This window comes from Mycobacterium sp. NGS68 (assembly GCF_059812195.1).
In genome coordinates this window covers 45,048-67,091 of the sequence record NZ_JCALCE010000020.1, presented here as the reverse complement: position 1 = coordinate 67,091, position 22,044 = coordinate 45,048, and the positions used below count along the sequence as shown (strand labels likewise).

Here is a 22,044-nt window from a genome sequence, read left to right as displayed (position 1 = left end):
GGCTAGATCTTGGAGACCTGGCTGAAGGTCAGTTCGACCGGCGTTTCACGGCCGAAGATTGAGACAAGCACCTTGAGCTTTTGCTGCTCGGCGTTTACCTCGTTGATCGTGGCCGGCAGCGTGGCGAACGGTCCGTCCATCACCGTGACCGATTCGCCGACCTCGTAGTCGACCTCGACCACCGGACGTTCCAGCCCACCCGCCTCGGCGACGGCGGCGGTGCTGGCCGCACCCTTGGCCGCCTTCTTCGTCGCGCCCGGGGGCAGCAGGAACTTCACCACGTCGTCAAGCGCGAGCGCCGACGGGCGCGAGGTCGCGCCGACGAACCCGGTCACCCCGGGCGTGTTGCGCACCGCGGCCCACGAGTCGTCGGTCAGGTCCATGCGCACCAGGATGTAGCCCGGCAGCACCTTGCGGTTGACCTGCTTGCGCTGGCCGTTCTTGATCTCGGTGACCTCTTCGGTGGGCACCTCGACCTGGAAGATGTAGTCGCCGACGTCAAGGTTCTGCACCCGGGTTTCCAGGTTGGCCTTCACCTTGTTCTCGTAGCCGGCGTAGGAGTGGATCACGTACCAATCGCCCGGCCTGGCGCGCAGATCTGCCTTGAGCGCGGCGGCTGGGTCCAGTTCACCGGGGTCTTCGGCTGGAGCCTCGGCGACCGCCTCGGTGCCGGCGTCCTGCACGTCGACCGCCTCAGCGGCAGACGTGTCACCGTCGAAGGTAGTCACGGTTTGCAGTCCTCTCTATCACTCTCAAGCCTCAGCCGAACACCAGAAAGATCAGCTTGGCCAGGCCGAAATCCGCGAGCCCGACCAGCGCCACCATGAAGGCCAGAAACACCAGCACCACTGAGGTGTAGGTGAGCATCTGTTTGCGGTTCGGCCAGATGACCTTCCGCATCTCGGCGACTACCTGCTTGAGGTAGTTGTAGACGAAGATAATCGGGTTCGCCGAACCCGCACCGGCTTTCTTCGACTTCTTCGCCTTGGCGCCGGCTTTCGCGCCACCCTTTGCAGCTTTTGTCTGGGCCTTGGCCTTCGCGGCCTTGCCGGACTTCTTGTCCTTGTCTTCCTTGGCGACCTCGGTGTCGTCCGAGTCCGACGATTCCTTGACATCGTCGACGACCTTCACGCGGGACCGCTTGCCGGTGGGCCGTTGCGGCCGCGTCACTACGACCGTGCGTCCGCCGCTGTCCTCGGCCTCGCCGCCGTCGCTTGCGGCGTCGTTGGCAGCGTCGCCCTCGTCGCTCACCGCATGCTCCTTTGTTCGCTAGCTGTCCCCCGGGTCGTGCCGGTCCGATCAGGTCCGATCGGCACACCTCCCAGTGTCCACCATGTCACGTATTCACCTTCAGCAGGGGCGACAGGACTTGAACCTGCAACCTGCGGTTTTGGAGACCGCTGCTCTGCCAGTTGAGCTACGCCCCTTCGCGGTTGGCAGGCCGAATCCAGACCCACCTGGGTTGGGGCTTACATGACACGCGCGCCCTCCGCTCGTACGACTCACGGAAAGCGCGCAGATGCTGGGAAAACCCCGACGTCCGAGTGTACTCGATCCCCTATAGGCGCAGGAAATCCGATACCGATCACCCGGTCCTGACGACCTGCCCTGTTTCCTTGTCCCATTTCAGCTGGATCGAGTCGTCGCCTTCGTGGCCCATCATGGTGGTGTAACCCACCAGGACCACCTCGCCCTTCTCGTTGGTGCAGGTGTTCCTGGTGACGACGATGTCGGCGCCGAACCGCTCGTCCACCGACTGGATCTCCATGCGGGCGAAGAGCTTGTCGCCGGCGCACACGGGCTTGCTGTAGACGAATTTCTGGTCGACCTGGACGATCTGCATGGTCTCCATGCCCAGGTCGACGTTCCTGAAGAAGTCCCGCTGGACCAGGCTCGCGAAGATCGACACGTACGTCAGCGGCGCGACGATCGCGTCGTAGCCGAGTTCGGCGGCCGCATCCTCGCGCAGGCTCGCCGGGTCATCGCACTGGATCGCCCCGGCGAAGGCGCGGACCTGCTCACGACCCACCACGAAATGGTCGGGGTATTCCCACACCATGCCGCGGATGTCGGTTTTGAGAGCCATCCGCTAAGCCAGCTTCGCCGACGCGACGGCCCGGCCGAAGATCTTCTTGCCACCGGTGGTCGCGGTCAGCGCGATGGTCACCGACTTGCTCTCCGGATCGACTGACTTCACCCGGCCGCTGAACACCAGCTCGGCGCCCTTGCCGTCATTGGGTACCGGGACGATCGCGGTGAACCGCACGTTGTACTCGGTGACCGCGCCCGGGTCACCGACCCACGACGTGACGTAACCCCCGCCCAGTCCCATGGTCAGCATGCCGTGCGCGATCGCGGTGTCCAGACCCACGAGCTTGGCGATCTCGTCGTCCCAGTGGATCGGGTTCAGGTCGCCCGAGACCCCCGCGTAGTTCACCAGGTCCTGGCGCGTCAGGGGATAGGTCTTCTCGGGAAGCTGGTCACCGACCTTGACCGAGCTGAACTCACGCAGAGCCATCTGAAAATCCTTCTTGTCCATCCTCACCAGCACGGCCGGCCAGGGTTGTATAGGTCTCCTGCACGATGTCACCGGCTTCGTCGGTGATGATGTTCTTGGTCACGATGATCTCGGTGCCGTGGGCCTCACGCACCGAGTCCACGTACACGTCGCAGTACAGCTTGTCGCCCGCCACGATCGGCCTGGCGAATTTGAGCACCTGGTCGACCTGGACGATCTGCGCATCCTGAATGGCGATGTTCGCGTGATCGAAGAACGCCGACTGGGCCTTATAGCCGAACACGCAGATGTACGTCAGCGGCGCCGGCAACCCGTCATAACCCAGCTCGGCGGCCGCCTCCTCCGTGAAGAACACCGAGTCGTCGTTCTGCACGGCCTCCGCGTATTCGCGGATCTTCTCTCGCTCCACCTCGTAGTAGTCGGGGTAGCGGTAGTGCATCCCGACTATTTTTGCGGACAACGCCACGGCTCTAGAACCTACCTAGTCATGCTCGGGAATTGCTGGTACGGGCGCTACCGTGTCTCGCGGTGGCGCTGGTGCTGGCCGCAGTTACGGCAGAACTTCTTCAGCTCCATCCGGTCGGGATCGTTGCGCCGGTTCTTCTTGGTGATGTAATTCCGGTGCTTGCACACCTCGCATGCCAAAGTGATCTTCGGCCGCACGTCGGTACTGGAAGCCATTTCCGTTCTCTCTCGAATCTCTCTCGAAATCGCACTGTTGTGTTGTAGCGATGGCCGGACTCGAACCGGCGACCTAACGATTATGAGTCGTTCGCTCTAACCGACTGAGCTACATCGCCTCGCGCCGCCCTGCTCGGCGTCCGCCGAGCCCCCTAACGGAATCGAACCGTTGACCTTTTCCTTACCATGGAAACGCTCTACCGACTGAGCTAAGGGGGCCGTTCACCCGTAGCGACCAGTCGTGCCGCGGGCCTAAAAGAGGGTACAGCGTGGCGCGTGGCGTAACCAAACGACGGGTGCATGAGGCCCGGCTTCCTCGACCTTTCGATGCGACGCCACCCAGACCGGACGGGTGATCGGCCCAGGTCATAGTCTGGTCGGGTGTCAGATTCGGACCGGCTGTACTTCCGCCAACTGCTTTCCGGCCGCGATTTCGCCGCGGGCGACATGATCGCGCAGCAGATGCGCAACTTCGCCTACCTGATCGGCGATCGGCAGACCGGCGATTGCGTGGTGGTCGACCCGGCCTATGCGGCCGGTGATCTGGTCGACGCGCTCGAGGCCGACGGCATGCACCTGTCCGGCGTGCTGGTGACCCACCACCATCCCGACCACGTGGGTGGGACGATGATGGGCTTCCAGCTCGCGGGCCTGGCCGACCTGCTGGACCGCGTATCGGTGCCGGTGCACGTGAATACCCATGAAGCGCTCTGGGTTTCGCGGGTCACCGGGATCGGCCTGGGCGACCTGACCACCCACGACAACCACGACAAGGTCAGCGTCGGCGACATCGAGATCGAGTTGCTGCACACCCCCGGACACACGCCCGGCAGCCAGTGTTTTCTGCTGGATGGCCGACTGGTCGCCGGGGACACCCTGTTCCTCGACGGCTGTGGCCGCACCGACTTCCCCGGCGGCGACTCCGACGAGATGTATCGCAGCCTGCAGAAACTTGCGCAGCTGCCCGGCGACCCGACGGTCTTTCCGGGCCACTGGTATTCGGAGGAGCCCAGCGCGTCGCTGGCGGAGGTCAAGCGCTCCAACTACGTGTACCGGCCGGCGAATATCGATCAGTGGCGCATGTTGATGGGCGGCTGAACGTCGCCTCAACCACACCCGGGCCGCCTTCGCGGTGAATTCCGCACCCAGTAGAACCAGCGGCAACTGTGGTATAAGCGGAAGGTGGATTCGGCGGGTTCAGCGGCGTGGTCCCAGGGCAGCTGGCAAGGGGCCACGGCGTTAGCGGGCTTCGGGTCCAGCACCTGGTTGGTGTGGTCAGTGTGGGCGGCGCTCGTGCTCGGCGTCGTCGCGCTCGTCTTCACCAATCACCAGATTCAGCGCAACCGCCAATTGGCCGCCGCGCAGATCCGGCCCCATGTCGCGATGCTGATGGAACCCCACGTCACGGACTGGCACGTGATCGAAGTGGTGGTCCGCAATTTCGGCCGGACGGCCGCCTATGACATCCGGTTCTCGTTTCCGACGCCACCGACCGTCGCGGCGTACGAAAACGCCTCCGACGGGTACGCGGACGTCGTCGAACTCCAGCTCCCCCGCGAGTTGCCGACGCTGGCGCCCGGCCAGGAGTGGCGGATGGTGTGGGACTCCGCCCTCGACCGCGCCGAGATCGGCAACGCCATCGAGTCGCGCTTCGCGGGGTCGGTCATCTACTACGACCGCCCCGAGCAGCCAAAGGGATGGCGGTTCTGGCAGCGCGCGCGCAAACCGCTGGAGACCAAGGTCGTGCTGGACTGGGACGCGCTGCCGCCCGTTCAGCGCATCGAGTTGATGACCACTCACGACCTCGCGAAGCGCGAGAAGCAGAAATTGGAGCTGCTGCGCAGCCTGCTGACCTACTTCCACTACGCCAGCAAGGAAACGCGGCCCGAGGTGTTCCGCAGCGAGATCGAACGGATCAACTCCGCCGTGCAGGAGACGCAGGACCGCTGGCGCGTCCGGCAACTCGACCAGCCCACCGATGTCAACCTGCGGTGGGGTGACGCCGAAGACGAACTCGGCAAGCATCGCAACCAACGCGTGTGATTGCCGATCTGGTTGAATCGACGGGCTTGTCCGTAGCGAAGGAGTAAACATGAGCGGCCCCGTCACTTACAGCCACGACGAATCCGTCGGGCTGATCCGGATGGACGACGGCAAGGTCAACGTGCTGGGGCCGACGATGCAGCAGGCCCTCAACGCGGCAATCGACCAGGCCGACGCCGACAACGTCAAGGCGCTGGTGATCGCCGGCAATGAGCGGGTGTTCAGCGGCGGCTTCGACCTGAAGGTGCTGACCTCCGGCGAGGCGCAACCGGCGATCGACATGCTGCGCGGCGGCTTCGAGCTGTCGTATCGGCTGCTGTCCTACCCCAAGCCGGTGGTGATGGCCTGCACCGGGCACGCCATCGCGATGGGGGCGTTCCTGCTGTCCTCCGGTGATCACCGGGTGGCCGCGCACGCGTACAACATCCAGGCAAACGAGGTTGCGATCGGCATGACGATCCCCTGGGCGGCGCTTGAAGTCATGAAGCTGCGGCTGACTCGGTCGGCCTACCAGCAGGCCACCGGCCTGGCCAAGACATTTTTCGGTGAAACCGCGCTTGCCGCAGGGTTTGTCGATGAGATCGCGCTGCCCGACATGGTGCTGAGCCGCGCCGAGGAAGCCGCGCGGGAATTCGCCGGCCTCAACCAGCAGGCGCACGCCGCCACCAAGCTGCGCGCCCGCGCCGACGCGCTGAAGGCCATCCGCGCCGGGATCGACAACCTCGAAGCGGAGTTCGGGCTCTAGTCCCTGCGCGGTCGCCGCACGTCCGGGCCCATTGGCGGACGTTTTGTCGACCCGGTCCCGGGTAGGCACCGAGGATGGTTGCCTCAGATCGCATCAAGGACCCGTGGGGAACACGGACCCCGTACGGACCGGGCGAGCCGTGGCCGCAACGCGTCGACGAGTACCTGGCCGACGGTCTCGACCCGGACGAGGTGGACCGCTGGGTGCAGTCGGCCGCGGTGTTGCACTCCAACGGCGACGCCCTCGACATCGCCGTGAAAGACGGGCGCATCGTCGGTGTCCGCGGGCGCGGCGTGGACCGGGTCAACCACGGCCGCCTCGACCCCAAGGACCTCTTCGGCTGGCAGGCGAACGGATCGCCGGACCGCCTCACGACGCCGCTCGTGCGAATCGGCGGCGAACTGCGGCAGTGCGATTGGGACACCGCCATGGATCGGATCGTGACGCGCAGCCGACGACTGCTGGACAGTTACGACCCGAACTCGATCGGCTTCTACACCTCCGGCCAGCTGTTCCTCGAGGCGTACTACACCCAGGCGGTCGTCGCGCACGGCGCCATCGGCACCAACCATGTCGATGGCAATACGCGGCTGTGCACGGCCACGGCCGCCGAGGCGCTCAAGGAATCCTTCGGCTGCGACGGGCAGCCCGGTTCCTACACCGATGTCGACCACGCTGACGTCATCGCGCTCTTCGGGCACAACGTCGCCGAAACCCAGACGGTCCTGTGGGCGCGGGTGCTGGATCGACTCGCCGGAAGCGAGCCGCCCGCCATCGTCTGCGTCGATCCGCGCCGCACACCGGTGGCCTGCCGAGCCGACGTACACCTGGCTCCGTTACCGGGCACCAATGTGGCATTGATGAACGCCCTGTTGCACGAGATCATCGCCCACGAATGGTTCGACCGCGACTACATCGACACGCACACCGTCGGTTTCGACGAGCTGCGCGAGCGGGTCGAGGAGTTCCCACCCGAGCGGGCGGCCGAGATCTGCGGCGTGGACGCGGGCGATATCCGTCGGGCGGCGCGTCTGCTCGGCACCGCGCGGCGGTTGCTTTCCACGGTGTTGCAGGGCTTCTACCAATCGCATCAGGCCACCGCGGCGGCGGTGCAGGTCAACAACATCCACCTGGTGCGCGGCATGCTCGGCAAGCCCGGTTGCGGTGTGCTGCAGATGAACGGGCAACCCACCGCGGAAAATACCCGCGAATGCGGCGCCGACGGCGACCTCGCGGGCTTCCGCAATTGGTCCAACGACGAGCACATCGCGGAATTGGCGCAGTTGTGGAACCTTGACGCCCAACAGATTCCGCACTACGCACCGCCGACGCACGCCATGCAGATTTTCCGCTATGCCGAAGAAGGCACGATCCGGATGCTTTGGGTTACCGCCACGAACCCCGCGGTGTCGTTACCGGAGCTGCGGCGCATCCGTGAAATCCTGTCGCAGCAGCGCCTGTTCCTGGTGGTGCAGGACATCTTCATGACCGAGACGGCCGCGCTGGCCGACGTGGTACTGCCCGCCGCGGCGTGGGGAGAGAAGACCGGCACCTTTACCAACGCGGATCGCACGGTGCACCTGTCCGAAAAGGCGGTGGAACCACCGGGTTGCGCTCGATCCGACCTCGACATCTTCCTCGACTATGCGCGTCGGATGAAGTTCCACGACAAGGACGGTCAACCGCTTCCGCCCTGGACCGATGCCGAGTCGGCGTTCGAAGCATGGAAGAAGTGCAGCGCCGGCCGGCCGTGCGATTACAGCGGCCTGAGCTATGAGAAGCTGCGCAGTGGTAGCGGCATCCAATGGCCGTGCAACGACGATCATCCCGACGGCACTGAGCGCCTCTACGCCGACGGAAGCTTCTGGGCGGCACCGGATTACTGCGAAGCCTACGGCAAGGATCTGATCACGGGTGCGCCGCTCGAGCCCACCGAATACCGGGCGATGAATCCCTACGGCAGAGCAATCATCAAGGCGGCCCAGTATATTCCGCCGCACGAACCACCCAGCACCGAATATCCTTTCGCGCTGATCACCGGCCGGACCGTCTATCAGTTCCATACGCGAACGAAAACCGCTCGCGCACCGCAACTTCAGGCTGCCGCGCCCGACGTCTGGGTGGAGATCTCGCAGGGTGATGCCCGCCGCCTCGGAATCGGCGAGGACGATGCCGTCGAGGTCCTAACACCGCGTGGCAGCGTAATGTGTCCCGCGCGGATCACCGGCATCCGGGACGGGGTGCTGTTCGTGCCGTTTTCACTACGGCTATTGGGATACCGCCGGTGGCCAGGGACATCGTCGCGCGGGCAACGAACTCACGGTCACCGATTGGGACCCCGTGTCCAAGCAGCCGATCTTCAAGACCGCGGCTGCGCAGCTGCGGAGATGTCGACCGCGCAGCGTTGCGGCGGCTCCGACCCTGGGCGGCGCACGGGCCGAGGTGGCGGAATTCTCGCCGACTGGGGGTGGTCGATGAAGCTCAACTTGGCGATCCGCGAGCTGCACCGTTCGGACCGCAAGCTGGCCCACGAACTCGAGGTGATCGCCGCCCGACACCGCAGCGACCAGGATATTCATTACCTGGCGCACGATCTGGCCAGATGGTCGCGAAGTCATCTTCGAGAGCTGGCCGAGCACGGCCGCCACTACGGCTTGCGGCTCTCCACGGAACCACGTACCGGCGCGGCCACGGGACGTCTCCAATCGTGGGCCAGCCGCAAGCTACGGCACCGCCCCGAACCGTCGCTGCTGCTGATCGCGGACTTGCGCCGAGTACACCGGATGGCCGCAGGCACGTCCCTCGACTGGGATCTGCTCGCTCAAGGCGCGCAGGCCGCCAAGGATGCGGAACTGCTGAACCTGGCCTCGCGCTGCCATCCGGAGACTCTGCGCCAAATGCGCTGGGCCAACGCGATGCTCAAAGAACTGTCGCCGCAGGCATTGACCAGCTAGGGATATGGGCGGAAGCGCTCCAGGTATTCGACCCAGTTCCAGGTCGACAGGAACTGCTGCGCCGCGGCATACCCCTTGTCGTACAGTGCTTCGGCTTCCGCGCGGGTGATGTCGAAGTCGAGAAAATTGACCGACGTCGAGTCCACCCGGATCGCCCGCGCGCTGACCCACGGCTGGTTCAGGTAGGTCTGGTCGTGGCCCACGAGCATCGTGGTGATCAGCTGCTCCAGCAGGACCGACGGCGGGCCGAGCAGGCGAAGCGCGCCGACGCCCGGGATCAGCTGGTCGTTGCCTTCGGGCAGCTGGGGCACCACCGTCACGCCGAAAGTGGGCCAGCGCGGCGGTTTCCCGTCGAACCGGTCGAACGAGTCGACCGGGAAATTGGACAGCACGCCCCCGTCGACCAGGGTGGAGGTGAGGCCGTCGGCGCTGGTCAGGCTGACCGGCCGGAAGTAGAACGGGATCGACATCGAGCCGCGGACTGCATCGGCGACCAGTTGGTCGTCGGGATCGAGCCCGTAGACGCGTCGGTAATCCCAGGGCAGTCGCACCAATTGCCCGGTCGTGATGTCGGTGACGGTCACCGCGAGGCGGTAGCGACGTTCCTTGGGAATCTGCCTGTCGGTGAGCGCCAGGTCCCCGAACGTCGTCACACCCAGGTTCTTCAGCTCGCTGCGGATCCACTCGTGGGCGAAGTCGCCACGGTAGATGCCCGTCTCGCGCAGCAGTCCCCAGGCGCTACCGATCACGGGCAGGCCCCCGACGGGATCGCGGAACTTCGGGTAGGGCAGGGTCAGCGCGAGTTCCTTGATCTGTGCCGTCGTCAGCCGATCGCCAATGGACGCCGCCGCCAGGATCGAGCCGACCAGTGAACCGGCCGACACGCCGGACACTCGTTTGACCGAATACCCGGCGTCCATCACGGCGACCACCGCCCCCACCAGGCCGACACCCTTGACGCCGCCGCCCGACAGCACCATATCCACCGGCTTCTTGGCTGCCATCTCCTAATCCCCAGCCTCTTGCGAGGCGGAAACCCAGTCGTAGGAAAGGAATTTCCCGTCGAAGGTCACCACGACCCGGTCGCCCGACGGGTGCGGCTTGCGTTGCAGGTCGACGCTGAAGTTGATCGCGCTCATGATGCCGTCGCCGAACTGCTCGTGGATCAGTTCCTTGAGCGCGCCGCCGTACACCTGCAGCGCCTCGTAGAAGCGGTAGATGGTGGGGTCGGTCGGCACATTCCCGGCTGAGGGGGCCGACCCGCCGCGCAGGGGCGGCGCGGCCAGTACCGGCACCGCCGACTCGTCGAGACCCAGCATCCCGGCCAAGACCTTGGCCAGGTCGGCGGGGATCGGGTGCTGGCCGAGCAGTGCCGACGTGGTCCATACGACCGGCTTCCCGATGGCATCGGCGAGTTCCTGCCAGCTCAGGCCCTTGGCCAGGCGCGCAACCACGATCTGCTCGGTGATCTCGTTTCTGTTCATGCCCCCCAGCATGCACGCCCGGGGGGACATACTCATTTCATGACCGCCGGTGCGAGCGCCGACCCGCTGCTGCTGGGCCAGCGAGTGGTGGCGATCCTGGAGACCGGATTACGGACGGCGACCTATAAGCTCGCGACGTTGATGGCGTTGATCGATCACTGCATCGAGCACCTGCCCGAGGATCCCGCTGATGCGCTGGTCGTGCCGATCCCAGAGTTGGCGCATCGAGTCCTGTCGATTTACTGGCGTCAGGTCCGGCCCTTCGACGGGCGTGAGCTTCGGCAGTCAACGCAACCCCGGGCGCGGATCCTGTTTGCCATCAACGTGTTCCGCAGTGCCGCGGGAGGCGCAGTGGCACTGGAACTCGCGGTGTTGCGAGCCCCGGCCGCATATCGGGTCGCCATCGACGAGATCGCGCTCTGCCTCGCGCAGCAACCCCTGAACCGGCTGCAGCGGCTTCCGGGCTCGGCGACCGGGGAGTGCTTTCTCTACGACGATTCGTTCCTGCACGACCAGATCTCACGCCGAAGCCTGCACGATCACGGTGATGCCATAACACTCAAGCCTGGTGTCGCCTCGGGACTGGCACGGCTAGCCGGCTTGTTGAAGCCTGCGCTGGAGATCATGTGGGTCGAAGACGTGCGCCGGATGAACAAGTTCCTCGACGAAGCCGTTCCCGACGTCGCCGGACACCTTTTCGGCCGGGAACGGGTCGCGCTGGCGGGGGTCCGCGAGCCGTTCAAGGAAGCGTTCGGACCGCATTGCTTCTACTGCGCATCACATTTGCGGGCCGACAACCCGATCGACCATGTACTGCCCTGGTCGCTCGTCGGGATTGACGGGCTCAGCAACCTCGTCCTGGCGTGCAGCCGCTGCAACGGCGACAAAGGTAACCTGCTACCCGCCGTGGGCATCGTCGACCGAGTCCTCGAACGTGACCGGCGCGTCCTCGACGACATCGCCGACGAGCTCCAGTGGCCGACTCAGCGCGAGCGCGTCGTCGCCGCCGCGCGCGGCCTGTATCGCGGCCAGCCGCCGGGGGTGCCCACCTGGTCCGGCTACCGTGAGACCGCCCTGCTCGATATCAGCTACTCGCCGTGGTGGATTCGGTTGCAGCCATAGGCTTCACCGCTGACACCAAGCGCGTGGAAAACCACGGACCGCCGTACCACATCCGCCATCCCAGGTTGCGGCGCCGGACATTTCGCCAACCCAACTCGCGCAGCCGCTCTGCGTGTTGCCGCGTCTCCCACAGGTCCGCGATCGCGAGCCGTCCGCCGGGTCGCAGCACCCGACACGCCTCATCCAGCGCCGCCCGGCGACCGCCTCGGCTCGGAATGTTGTGGATGGCCAGGCTGCTGACGATCACGTCGACGCTCTCGTCGGGCAATGGCAGCGCGGTCATGTCGGCGGTGTGCACCTCCACCCGCTCGGCCACATTCTCCAGCGACGCATTGGCCAGGGTGGCCTGCTGCGAGTTGTCGGTCTGGTCGGCGTGCCAGAGGTCGACGCCCACCCCACGGCCCCGCGGCAACCGTTTGGCCGCGGCCAGCAGCACCGCGCCACGGCCGCAGCCCATGTCAAGCACGGTCTCGTCGCCACGCAGCCGCAGGTCGTCCAGAATGCCGTCCCACACCCGGAACTTGCCCGCACGCGTCGCGTAGATGTACCACGCCGCGGTCGCGATCAGATCCGTCCCGCACGCGGCGGCGAGCACCGCCGCCAGACGATTGCCCCGACGTAGGTTGATCACCGACGCCGCGAACAACGCCGCGGATCCTGCTCCGACGATGGCCAATTGCCCGCCCGCCGAGACTGTCTTGAAGGACCCGTCGTAGCCGTACTCGCCGCTGTGCGAATGTCCCATGCGATTCACCAGCGCCCGCGGTGGACGACCTCGGCGAACGGCCGCCGGTCCGGTTTGCGGATCGGCCGCAGCGGTCGATCGGCGGGATACCCGATGCCGAGCATGAACGCCGCCAGATACCCGTCGGGGAAACCGAGGATGGCGCGCGCTTTGTCCTGGTCCCCCACCGACGAATGCCCGGTACCGATGCCCAGGTCGGTGGCCGCGATCATCATGGCCATTGTCGCCTGGCCGGCGTCGTACTGGTCTACTACCTTGCGGCGCTCGTCCGGCGGCACCGGCACCACCAAGACGATCGCGGCCGCGGCACCTGCGAGATGACCGGCCCCCTTCCACACGGTGGAGAGCTCCTGGAGCTGAGTCCTGTCGGTCACGACGACGAAGTCCCACGGCTGTCGGTTGCTTGCCGACGGTGCCCGCCATCCCGCTTCGGCGATCCGGTTCAGGTGCTCGTCGGACACCGGTTCCTGGGAATACTGCCGCACGTTGCGTCGGGCGCAGATCGCATCCCAGGTTTCCATTTGCGTTCCTCCCTCGCGCTCGCTGCCCATGGTGCCACCGGTGTCGGTGAGGCGGTCTTTGGTGAGCACGGGCCCCACGCACCGTCGCTGCCCATGGTGCCACCGGTGTCGGTGGGGCGGTCTTTGGTGAGCACGGGCCCCACGCACCGTCGCTGCCCATGGTGCCACCGGTGTCGGTGGGGCGGTCTATCGTGGCCCGCAATGGCGCTTCATCTCCATCGTGCCGAGCGCACCGACATCCTCGCCGACGGCCTCGGCGCCCTGCTGGCCGAGCCACTGCCCGACCCGTTCGCCCAGGAGTTGGTGCTGGTGCCGGCCCGCGGCGTCGAACGCTGGCTGAGCCAGCGGCTTTCGCATGTACTGGGTCGACGGCCCGACGGCGGCGACGGCGTCTGCGCCGGGGTGTCGTTCCGCAGCCCAGGCTCGCTGCTGGCCGAGATCACCGGCTCACTCGAAGACGACCCGTGGTCCCCCGACGCCATGACGTGGCCGCTGCTGGAGGCGATCGACGCCAGCTTGAACGAGCCGTGGTGCGCGACGCTGGCGCGGCACCTGGGTCACTTCGACAGCGACGCCCCCGAGGCCGACCTGCGCAAGGGCCGCCGGTACGCGGTGGCGCGCAGGCTGGCCGGGCTGTTCGCTTCCTATGCCCGGCAGCGTCCGCAGCTGCTGGCCGACTGGCTGGCCGGCGACGCGACCTCCCTCGACGCGGATGTGTCGTGGCAGCCCGAGCTGTGGCGGGCGCTGGTCGCCAAGGTCGCCGCCGACCCGCCGCATGTCCGTCACGGCAAGACCGTCGAAAGGCTGCGCGAAGCTCCGGCCGACCTGCCGTCCCGGTTGTCGCTGTTCGGCCACACCCGGCTGGCGTGCACCGACATCGAGCTGCTGCAGGCGCTGGCCGTACACCACGACCTGCACCTGTGGCTGCCCCATCCCAGTGACCAGCTTTGGGAGGCGTTGGCCGACACGCGCGGCCCGGTGCCGCGGCGCGACGACGCCAGCCATCGCGCGGTTCGTCACCCCCTGCTGGCGACCCTCGGTCGGGACCTGCGCGAGCTGCAACGAAGCCTCCCTGCAGATGCGGCGACCGACGAGGCGCTACCCGGCGCCGATCGACCTGACACGCTGCTCGGCTGGCTGCAATCGGACCTGTCCGCCAACGCGCTAAGGCCAACGGGCCGTGAGCTTTCGGCGAACGACCGGTCGATACAGGTGCACAGTTGCCACGGTCCGGCCCGGCAGGTCGACGTGCTGCGCGAGGTGCTGCTCGGCCTGCTGGCCGACGACCCGACGCTGGAGCCACGCGACATTCTGGTGATGTGCCCGGACATCGAGACGTACGCGCCGTTGATCGTCGCGGATTTCGGGCTCGGCGACGTGGTGCACGGCGCGCATCCCGCGCATCGGCTTCGGGTCCGGCTCGCCGATCGCTCACTGGTGCAAACCAATCCCCTGCTTGGCGTGGCATCGCAGCTGCTGATGCTCGCCGGCAGCAGGGTCACCGCCAGCGAGGTGCTCAACCTGGCCCAGGCCGCGCCGGTGCGCGCCCGGTTCGGCTTCGACGACGATGACCTGGAAGGCATCACCCGCTGGGTCCGCCAGGCGAACATCCGGTGGGGCTTCGACCAGCAACACCGCAAGCCCTTCGGCGTCGATTTCGTGCACAACACTTGGCAATTCGGCATCGACCGGGTGCTGGCCGGCGTCGCGATGTCCGAAGCGTCGCACACCTGGATCGACTCGACGCTGCCCCTCGACGACGTCGGCAGCAACCGGGTGGAGTTGGCCGGGCAATTCGCCGAATACATCGACCGCCTGCGGAGCGTTGTCGATTCGCTCACCGGAACCAAGCCACTGCGCGAGTGGTTGGCCGCCCTGTCCGACGGCATCGGCCTGCTGACCCGCATCGACGACTCGCCCTCCTCGCAGGACGCCTGGCAGACCAACCAGGTGCAACGCGAATTCGCCGAAATCCTCCGCACCGCCGGTCCGCGTGCGGACACCCTGCTGCGGTTGTCGGATCTGCGCGCGCTGCTGCAACGGCACCTCGCCGGGCGGCCCACGCGCGCCAACTTCCGCACGGGCACGCTGACCGTCTGCACGATGGTGCCGATGCGTTCGGTCCCCCACCGGGTGGTCTGCCTGGTCGGCCTCGACGACGGCGTGTTTCCGCGTGCCGGCGTCGTCGACGGCGACGACGTGCTGGCCCGTCGACCCGTGACCGGTGAGCGCGACATCCGTTCGGAGGACCGGCAACTCCTGCTCGACGCCATCTGTGCGGCCACCGAAAATCTGGTGATCACCTACACCGGCGCCAACGAGTATTCGGGTCAGCGCCGGCCTCCCGCCGTCCCGCTGGCCGAACTGCTCGACACCGTGGATCTCACCACGACCGAGAAGGTGCGCGCTCGCGTCGTGGTGGAACATCCCCTGCAGCCGTTCGACATTCGCAACGTCGAGCGCGGACGGCTGGTCCCCGGCAAGCCGTTCAGCTTCGACAGGACTGTGCTGCGGGCCGCGCAGACGGCCGCGGGCGAACGGGCCGGGCAACCGAAGTTCATCAGCGGTCCGCTGCCGGCCCCTGACCCGGATGACGTGGTCCTCGCCGACTTGGTCGGGTTCTTCAAAGACCCGGTAAAGGGCTTTTTCAGAGCGCTCGAGTACACGCTGCCGTGGGACGTCGACGGCGTCGAGGACGCGATGCCGATCGACATCAATGCGCTCGAGGAGTGGACCGTCGGCGATCGGATGTTGCGCGACATCCTTGCCGGCATGGCGCCCGACGATGCGCGGCAGGCGGAGTGGCGCCGCGGCACCTTGCCGCCCGGCCAGCTCGGCTGGCGCAAGGTGACCGACATCCGCGACCAGGCCGCGTCGTTGGCCACCGCCGCACGGCGACACCGCGGATCGACCATGGCGGCGTACGACGTCGACATCGATCTCGGCTCGCGGCGGCTGACCGGGACCGTGTCGCAGGTGTTCGGCGATCGTTTGGTGTCGGTGACCTACTCCAGGCTGGACGGCAAGCATCTGCTCGAGTCGTGGATCCCGTTGTTGGCCATGCTCGCTCACGATCCGGACGGCGATTGGTCGGCGGTGTGCATCGGCCGGCCGAAGCGGGGCACCACCCCGCGGGAAGAGAGGCTGGGCCGACCGCACGACTCGGCCGCCGACGTACTCCGAGACCTGGTGTCGATCTACGACGCCGGACGTCGAGAGCCGATTCCGTTGCCTATCAAGACCTCTTACGCATGGGCCGTGGCCCGGCACGGCGGCGACGATCCGGTGCGGGAAGCGGAGTACCGGTGGAAGACGAACCGGTATCCCGCCGAAGACCAGGAGCCGGCACACGTGCGGGCCTGGGGCAGGAACGCGCGGCTGACCGATCTGATGCAGCCGTTGCCGCCCGGCGAGGAATCTTCCCGCAGCCCGAGCGGAGAGAATAACCGGCTGGGCGCGTTCGCCGTGCGCCTCTGGCGACCTCTCTTACAAGCTCAGTTGCAGGCCACGGGGAGCACCCGGTGATGGAAGCTTTCGACCTGCTGGGCCCGCTGCCGGCCGAGCGCTCGACCACGGTGCTGGAAGCCAGCGCCGGTACCGGCAAGACGTTCGCGCTGGCTGGCCTGGTGACCCGCTACGTCGCCGAAGGCCGGGCGCTGCTCGACGAGATGCTGCTGATCACGTTCGGGCGGGCCGCCAGCCAGGAGCTTCGCGAGCGCGTCCGGTGCCAAATCGTAGATGCTCTACGGGCGTTCGCGGACCCGTCCGTCGTCGGCGACAACCAGTTGGTGGCGCACCTGCTCGACTGCACCCCCGCCGAGCGCGAGGCACGAACGCGACGACTGCGTGACGCGCTCGCCGGTTTCGACGCGGCGACCATCGCCACCACGCACCAGTTCTGTCAGCTGGTGTTGAAGTCGCTCGGCGTGGCCGGCGACACCGAAGCGGGGGTCACGCTGGTCGAAGACCTCGACGATCTGGTCACCGAAATCGTCGACGACCTGTACCTGGCCCGTTTCGGACGGGAGCGCGACGATCCCGCGCTGAGTTACCCCGACGCGCTCCGCATCGCCCGGACGGTGGTCTCGAACCCGTCGACCCAATTACGGCCGCTCAATCCGCAACCCGACTCGCGCGCCGCGATCCGCGTCGACTTCGCGAATAGCGTTCTCACTGAACTGGACACACGCAAGCGCCACCGCGGCGTCCTCGGCTACGACGACCTGCTCAGCCGGCTGGCCGACGCCCTGAACAGTGACGACTCCCCCGCCCGCGCGCGGATGCAGCAACGCTGGCCGATCGTCATGGTCGACGAGTTCCAGGACACCGATCCAGTGCAGTGGCGGGTGATCGACCGAGCGTTCAGCGGTCGGTCCACAGTGATCCTCATCGGCGACCCGAAGCAGGCGATCTACGCGTTTCGCGGCGGCGACATCGTCACCTACCTGAGTGCGGCCGAGACGGCGGGCGACAAGCGGACGCTGGCGACGAACTGGCGCAGCGACAGCGTGCTCGTCGATCGACTGCAGGCCGTGCTGCGCGGCGCCGAACTGGGCGACCCGAGAATCGTCGTCCACAACGTCGAGGCGCACCATCAGGGCCACCGCCTCGTCGGCGCGCCGCGCAACGATCCGTTCCGGCTGCGCGTCGTGCGCCGGGCGGCGTTGGGCCGCAGCGGGCTTGCGAATCTACAGATCGACGATGTCCGGGACCACATCGGCCGCGACCTGGCCGCCGACATCGGCGGACTGCTCGCCAGCGGTGCGACGTTCGACGGTAGGCCCATCCAGGCGCGCGACATCGCGGTGATCGTCGAGACGCACAAGGATGCTCGCGCCTGCCATCGCGCGCTCACCGACGCGGGGATCCAGGCGGTGTACACCGGCGATTCGGACGTGTTCGGTTCGGAGGCGGCCGACGACTGGCTGTCGCTGTTGGAGGCCTTCGATCAGCCGCACCGGCCGGGCGTGGTGCGCGCCGCCGCGGCGACGATGTTCTTCGGCAATACCGCGAAAGACCTTGCTGCTGGCGGCGATGCGCTGACTGATCGGGTTGCCGAAACTCTGCGCGAGTGGGCCGGCCACGCCCGCGAGCGCGGGGTCGCCGCCATCTTCGAGGCCGCGCAGTTGAGCGGCATGAGTGACCGGGTGCTGTCATGGCAGGGCGGCGAGCGGCACATGACCGACCTGGCGCACCTGACCCAGCTGTTGCAGGACACCGCCCACCGAGAGGGATACACCCTGCCCGCACTGCGCGACTGGCTGCGCGCCCAGCGCGAGGAACGCGGCGGCAGCACCGAGCGCAACCGGCGCATCGACAGCGACGCCGCCGCCGTTCAGATCATGACGGTGTGGGTGAGCAAGGGCCTGCAATATCCGGTGGTATACCTGCCATTTGCGTTCAATCGCAATATCCAGGAACGCGAACTGGTGCTGTTCCACGATCAGGGCGTGCGCTGTCTGCACATCGGCGGCAGGGACAGCCCCGACTTCACGGCCGTCGAGACCCTGGGTGTCCGGGAAGCCGCGAACGACGACAGCCGGTTGACCTACGTCGCCATGACGCGGGCCCAGTCGCAGGTGGTGGCCTGGTGGTCGCCCGCGTATTGCGAACCCAACGGCGGCCTGTCGCGCCTGTTACGTGGACGCCGCCCCGGCGAGTCGGTGGTTCCCGACCGCTGTGCGCCCGCGAAGATCAGCGACGACGATGCGTGGGCCCGCTTCCGCGAGTGGGAGGACGTCGGCGGGCCGGTCCTGGAAGAGTCCGTGATCTCCCCGGCGCAGCCCGTTACCCACACGGCGACGCACCCCGACCTGGACACCCGCCACTTCGACCGCGCCATCGACACCCGCTGGCGACGCACCTCGTACTCGGGCCTGATCAGGGGCCTCGAGACCGCGCAACCGGCGGGTGTCAGCAGCGAACCCGAGGACAGCGAACTCGACGACGAGGTCGGCGATATTCCGTTGACCCAGGCCGCATCCGGGTCCGACCTACCGTCGCCAATGGCGCAGCTACCCGCGGGCGCGAAGTTCGGCACCTTGGTCCACGCCGTACTCGAGACCACGGATCCCTTCGCGGTCGATCTCGCCGCCCAACTCGAGTCGCAGATCCGTGAGCATTCGGTGTGGTGGCCGGTGAATGTGCCCGCGGCCGAACTCGCCGCCGCCATGGTGCCGATGCACGACACCCCGCTGGGCCCACTGGCCGACGGCTTGACGCTGCGGCAGATCGGGCTCGCGGACCGGTTGCGGGAGATGAACTTCGAATTCCCATTGGCCGGCGGCGACGCTCGAGGGACCGCGCCCGATATCCGCCTGGCCGATCTCGGTGTGTTGCTGAAGTCGCACCTGCCGGCCGATGACCCGCTGGCGCCGTATGCCGATAGGTTGGGCAGCGACGGGCTGGGCGGCCAGTCGCTGCGCGGGTACCTCAACGGTTCCGTCGACGCTGTGCTGCGCATCCCGGACCCGGGGTCGGGCTCGCGGTACCTGGTCGTCGACTACAAGACCAACTGGCTGGGCGACCCCGACACGCCGCTGACCGCCGCCGACTACAACCAGCCACGACTGGTCGAGGCGATGCTGCACTCGGACTATCCGCTGCAGGCCTTGCTGTACACGGTAGTTCTGCACCGGTTTCTGCGTTGGCGCCAGCCGGATTACGCCCCTGGGCGACACCTGGGTGGCGTGCTTTACCTGTTCGTGCGCGGGATGTGTGGGCCCGACACTCCGATGCTGGAGGGCCACCCTGCCGGGGTGTTCAGCTGGTCCCCGCCCGCCGCGCTGGTGACGGCCCTGTCGGACCTCCTCGACGCGGGGAGGTCGGCGGCGTGACCATCGAGACCCTGGAATCGGGACACTGGCGACTGGCGATCGGCGCAGTCGACCCGCTGCGGGCCTTCAACGAAGCCGGTGTGGTCGACTCCGCGGATGTTCATGTGGCGCAACGGCTTACCGACATGGCCAAGGAATCCGAGCCGTCGGTGCTATTGGCGGTCGCGTTGCTGGTGCGCGCGCTGCGGGGCGGTTCGGTGTGCATCGACCTGCGGTCGATCGAGGCGCAGATCGGCATCGCCGAACTACCCTGGCCGTCGGCCGACGAGTGGTTGGCTGCGGTGCGGGCCAGCCCGCTGGCCGGGTCCCCGCCCGTCCTGCGGGTGTACGACGACAATTTGGTCTATCTGGACAGGTATTGGCGCGAGGAGCAGCAGGTCGCCGACGACCTGGTGGCATTGCTGTCGCGACGCGCACCGGCGGCGAATCTCGACCTCACCCGCCTGTTCCCCCACCCCTACGAGGAGCAGCGCGCCGCCGCGAATATCACTCTGACGCAACGCCTGACAGTGCTCACCGGCGGACCGGGCACGGGTAAGACGACGACGGTTGCGAGGTTGTTGGCGCTGTTCGCCGAGCAGGCGGAGGCGGACGGCGCGGCCCGCATGCGCGTCGCCTTGGCCGCGCCGACGGGCAAGGCGGCCGCCCGGCTGCAGGAGGCGGTGCAACTGGAGGTCGGCAAGCTGGCTGCGGTGGACCGGCAGCGTCTGGCGGGACTTCGGGCGACGACCCTGCACCGACTGCTGGGGAGCCGGCCGGATACGTCGTCGCGGTTTCGCCATCATCGCGGTAATCGGCTGCCGCAGGACGTGATCGTCGTCGACGAGACGTCGATGGTGTCCCTGACGATGATGGCCCGGCTCCTGGAGGCGGTGCGGCCCGACACGCGCCTGCTGCTTGTCGGCGATCCCGATCAGTTGGCGTCGGTCGAGGCCGGCGCGGTATTGGCCGACCTGTTCGACGGGCTCGGCGCGCGCGACGACGCACGGATAGCGGCGCTGACGACGTCGCACCGGTTTGGCGAATCGATCGGCGAGTTGGCATCGTCGATCCGCGTCGGTGACGCTGACCGGGTCATCGAGTTGTTGCGGAGCGGTGACGATGACGTCGAGTGGGTCGACGCCGAAGACCCGTCGGCCCGGTTGCGCGATGTGCTTGTGCCCCATGCTCTTCGGCTGCGACAGAGCGCGGTTCTCGGTGATGCGACGGCCGCTCTGGCGACGCTTGACGAGCATCGACTGCTCTGCGCGCACCGCCGCGGCGCCTACGGAATCCAGCACTGGAACCGGCAGGTCGAGCGGTGGCTGGCGGAAGCGACGGGCGAACCGATCTGGTCGGCGTGGTATGTCGGGCGCCCTGTGCTCGTGACGGCCAACGACTACGGGCTCGGCGTATACAACGGCGACACCGGCGTGACGGTGCAGGGCAGCGCGGGCGGGCAGCGCGCGCTGCGCGCTGTGATCGCCGGTGCCGACGAGCCGCTCGAGTTTGCGACCAGCCGGTTGTCAGACGTCGAAACGGTGCACGCCATGACGATCCACAAGAGCCAGGGCAGTCAGGCCGACGAAGTGACCGTCCTGCTGCCGTCGGCGGATTCGCGGTTGCTGACCCGGGAGCTGTTCTATACGGCGGTGACGCGAGCCAAATGCAAGGTGAGGATCGTCGGCCCGGAGGCCGACGTGCGGGCCGCGATCGAGCGACGGGCGATACGAGCCAGCGGCCTGGCCCGCCGGCTGCGCATCGCCCCGTCCGCTAGCCAGTAGGTATCAGCACGGCGACGTCCTTCTGTAGATGCGCCAATCCGCTGTCGAGTGTGGCCAACTGCCCGTCGCGGCTTCGGGCGAGCTGAGCGAGGTAGGCATCGGTTACCTGCCGGTGACCGACGACGCCCCCGACCTCCACATCGGCGAAAGTCGCGCTGTCAGGCCAGAACTCGTGCCCATTCGTGCTCTGCACCGCACTCACCACATCGCGAGCGGCCGCCGCAGACTGCCCCGTCCGAACGAGAAACCGAACCAGGCTGGCCTGCGTGATCGGACATGTAGCGAATCCAGCGTCGGAGTTCGCCAACCAATCCACGGCGGCATCGTGGTGCACATGCTCGGCGACGATGAGGGCGATCAGCACGTTCGAATCAAGCAGCGCCGTCACTGTTCATCCTCCAGCGAGCGCACGTCCTCGGAGGTCACCACCTTCCCGACGCTCACCAGCGGTAGCCCGGTCCTGGGCTCCACGGAGATCGGAACACTTCGGCCAACGCCTAAACCGCGTCGAATGAGGTCGGCAACCGTCTCACTGAGTGTCCGCTGGGTGTCTCGCGCGATCGCCAGCGCCTGTTTATGCAGGTCGTCGGGAAGATCAATGGTGGGTGCGCACATCACCTTAACATCAATGC

The 22,044-nt window shown here is 67.1% G+C and carries 20 protein-coding genes, 3 tRNA genes and 1 pseudogene; 9 read left to right on the top strand and 15 right to left on the bottom strand.

Going from position 1 to position 22,044, the window contains the following annotated elements; genetic code table 11:
• Positions 1–2 precede the first annotated feature (2 nt).
• The 9 genes from nusG to AC5Y5V_RS20790 all read right to left on the bottom strand — a co-directional run bounded on the left by nusG (position 3) and on the right by AC5Y5V_RS20790 (position 3,418).
• Positions 3–728, bottom strand: coding sequence for a transcription termination/antitermination protein NusG (gene nusG / locus AC5Y5V_RS20830; RefSeq protein ID WP_499939332.1), 726 nt, complete (start codon positions 726–728; stop codon positions 3–5).
• Positions 729–759: 31 nt separating this feature from the next.
• The gene (secE, locus tag AC5Y5V_RS20825) at positions 760–1,251 is read right to left on the bottom strand and encodes a preprotein translocase subunit SecE (RefSeq protein WP_499939330.1); all 492 of its coding nucleotides are present in this window, start codon (positions 1,249–1,251) and stop codon (positions 760–762) included.
• 103 nt (positions 1,252–1,354) lie between these two features.
• Positions 1,355–1,427, bottom strand: a tRNA-Trp gene (locus tag AC5Y5V_RS20820).
• 158 nt (positions 1,428–1,585) lie between these two features.
• Complete coding sequence (gene hadC / locus AC5Y5V_RS20815; RefSeq protein WP_499939328.1) at positions 1,586–2,086, bottom strand: (3R)-hydroxyacyl-ACP dehydratase subunit HadC; 501 nt, start codon at positions 2,084–2,086, stop codon at positions 1,586–1,588.
• Between the two features lie 3 nt (positions 2,087–2,089).
• Positions 2,090–2,518: a (3R)-hydroxyacyl-ACP dehydratase subunit HadB gene (hadB, locus tag AC5Y5V_RS20810; protein ID WP_499939326.1), complete on the bottom strand. Its 429-nt coding sequence runs from the start codon at positions 2,516–2,518 to the stop codon at positions 2,090–2,092.
• Complete coding sequence (gene hadA / locus AC5Y5V_RS20805; protein WP_499939323.1) at positions 2,505–2,984, bottom strand: (3R)-hydroxyacyl-ACP dehydratase subunit HadA; 480 nt, start codon at positions 2,982–2,984, stop codon at positions 2,505–2,507. Before hadA ends, hadB begins: the two co-directional genes overlap by 14 nt.
• 47 nt (positions 2,985–3,031) lie before the next feature.
• Positions 3,032–3,199, bottom strand: coding sequence for a 50S ribosomal protein L33 (rpmG, locus tag AC5Y5V_RS20800; protein WP_499939321.1), 168 nt, complete (start codon positions 3,197–3,199; stop codon positions 3,032–3,034).
• A 45-nt stretch (positions 3,200–3,244) separates the two neighbouring features.
• Positions 3,245–3,318 (bottom strand) — tRNA-Met (locus AC5Y5V_RS20795).
• A 27-nt stretch (positions 3,319–3,345) separates the two neighbouring features.
• A tRNA-Thr gene (locus AC5Y5V_RS20790) sits at positions 3,346–3,418 on the bottom strand.
• A 162-nt stretch (positions 3,419–3,580) separates the two neighbouring features.
• On the opposite strand from AC5Y5V_RS20790, the gene AC5Y5V_RS20785 reads away from it, so the two are divergent.
• From AC5Y5V_RS20785 to AC5Y5V_RS20765, 5 genes and pseudogenes are all read left to right on the top strand, one after another.
• Positions 3,581–4,297 carry an MBL fold metallo-hydrolase gene (locus AC5Y5V_RS20785; protein ID WP_499939319.1) on the top strand — a complete coding sequence of 239 codons (717 nt, stop codon included), beginning with the start codon at positions 3,581–3,583 and terminating at the stop codon, positions 4,295–4,297.
• A 66-nt stretch (positions 4,298–4,363) separates the two neighbouring features.
• Positions 4,364–5,242, top strand: a complete 879-nt coding sequence (locus AC5Y5V_RS20780) for a DUF8453 domain-containing protein (RefSeq protein WP_499939425.1) — start codon at positions 4,364–4,366, stop codon at positions 5,240–5,242.
• 49 nt (positions 5,243–5,291) lie between these two features.
• Complete coding sequence (locus tag AC5Y5V_RS20775; protein ID WP_499939317.1) at positions 5,292–5,987, top strand: crotonase/enoyl-CoA hydratase family protein; 696 nt, start codon at positions 5,292–5,294, stop codon at positions 5,985–5,987.
• A 74-nt stretch (positions 5,988–6,061) separates the two neighbouring features.
• A pseudogene (locus AC5Y5V_RS20770) lies at positions 6,062–8,465 on the top strand (molybdopterin oxidoreductase family protein).
• Positions 8,462–8,941 carry a hypothetical protein gene (locus AC5Y5V_RS20765; protein WP_499939315.1) on the top strand — a complete coding sequence of 160 codons (480 nt, stop codon included), beginning with the start codon at positions 8,462–8,464 and terminating at the stop codon, positions 8,939–8,941. Before AC5Y5V_RS20770 ends, AC5Y5V_RS20765 begins: the two are co-directional and overlap by 4 nt.
• Here the strand turns inward: AC5Y5V_RS20765 and AC5Y5V_RS20760 are convergent.
• Both AC5Y5V_RS20760 and cynS read right to left on the bottom strand, forming a co-directional pair.
• On the bottom strand, positions 8,938–9,945 hold the full coding sequence (locus AC5Y5V_RS20760; RefSeq protein WP_499939313.1) for a patatin-like phospholipase family protein: 1,008 nt from the start codon (positions 9,943–9,945) through the stop codon (positions 8,938–8,940). The two genes, AC5Y5V_RS20765 and AC5Y5V_RS20760, sit on opposite strands and share 4 nt — an antisense overlap.
• Positions 9,946–9,948: 3 nt before the next feature.
• On the bottom strand, positions 9,949–10,425 hold the full coding sequence (gene cynS / locus AC5Y5V_RS20755) for a cyanase (protein WP_499939311.1): 477 nt from the start codon (positions 10,423–10,425) through the stop codon (positions 9,949–9,951).
• A 39-nt stretch (positions 10,426–10,464) separates the two neighbouring features.
• Here cynS and AC5Y5V_RS20750 point away from each other — a divergent pair, with 39 nt between their 5' ends.
• A complete protein-coding gene (locus AC5Y5V_RS20750) occupies positions 10,465–11,547 on the top strand; it encodes a DUF8808 domain-containing protein (RefSeq protein ID WP_499939309.1) in 1,083 nt (360 codons plus the stop codon).
• On the opposite strand, the gene AC5Y5V_RS20745 is transcribed toward AC5Y5V_RS20750, so the two are convergent.
• Together AC5Y5V_RS20745 and AC5Y5V_RS20740 are read right to left on the bottom strand one after the other, a co-directional pair.
• Positions 11,510–12,292: a class I SAM-dependent methyltransferase gene (locus AC5Y5V_RS20745; RefSeq protein WP_499939307.1), complete on the bottom strand. Its 783-nt coding sequence runs from the start codon at positions 12,290–12,292 to the stop codon at positions 11,510–11,512. The genes AC5Y5V_RS20750 and AC5Y5V_RS20745 overlap by 38 nt on opposite strands.
• A gap of 5 nt (positions 12,293–12,297) precedes the next feature.
• The gene (locus AC5Y5V_RS20740; RefSeq protein WP_499939422.1) at positions 12,298–12,813 is read right to left on the bottom strand and encodes a nitroreductase family protein; all 516 of its coding nucleotides are present in this window, start codon (positions 12,811–12,813) and stop codon (positions 12,298–12,300) included.
• Between the two features lie 201 nt (positions 12,814–13,014).
• Between AC5Y5V_RS20740 and recC the strand changes: the two genes are divergently transcribed.
• From recC to recD, 3 genes are read left to right on the top strand one after another with little or no spacing between them, the layout of a single operon-like run.
• The gene (gene recC / locus AC5Y5V_RS20735) at positions 13,015–16,338 is read left to right on the top strand and encodes an exodeoxyribonuclease V subunit gamma (RefSeq protein ID WP_499939305.1); all 3,324 of its coding nucleotides are present in this window, start codon (positions 13,015–13,017) and stop codon (positions 16,336–16,338) included.
• Positions 16,338–19,649 (top strand): exodeoxyribonuclease V subunit beta, encoded by a 3,312-nt coding sequence (gene recB, locus AC5Y5V_RS20730; RefSeq protein WP_499939420.1) that lies wholly within the window; start codon positions 16,338–16,340, stop codon positions 19,647–19,649. Before recC ends, recB begins: the two co-directional genes overlap by 1 nt.
• On the top strand, positions 19,646–21,412 hold the full coding sequence (recD, locus tag AC5Y5V_RS20725) for an exodeoxyribonuclease V subunit alpha (protein WP_499939301.1): 1,767 nt from the start codon (positions 19,646–19,648) through the stop codon (positions 21,410–21,412). Before recB ends, recD begins: the two co-directional genes overlap by 4 nt.
• On the opposite strand, the gene AC5Y5V_RS20720 is transcribed toward recD, so the two are convergent.
• Both AC5Y5V_RS20720 and AC5Y5V_RS20715 read right to left on the bottom strand, forming a co-directional pair.
• Positions 21,402–21,800, bottom strand: a complete 399-nt coding sequence (locus tag AC5Y5V_RS20720) for a TA system VapC family ribonuclease toxin (protein WP_499939299.1) — start codon at positions 21,798–21,800, stop codon at positions 21,402–21,404. The two genes, recD and AC5Y5V_RS20720, sit on opposite strands and share 11 nt — an antisense overlap.
• Positions 21,797–22,027 (bottom strand): antitoxin, encoded by a 231-nt coding sequence (locus AC5Y5V_RS20715; protein WP_499939297.1) that lies wholly within the window; start codon positions 22,025–22,027, stop codon positions 21,797–21,799. Before AC5Y5V_RS20715 ends, AC5Y5V_RS20720 begins: the two co-directional genes overlap by 4 nt.
• Positions 22,028–22,044 lie beyond the last annotated feature (17 nt).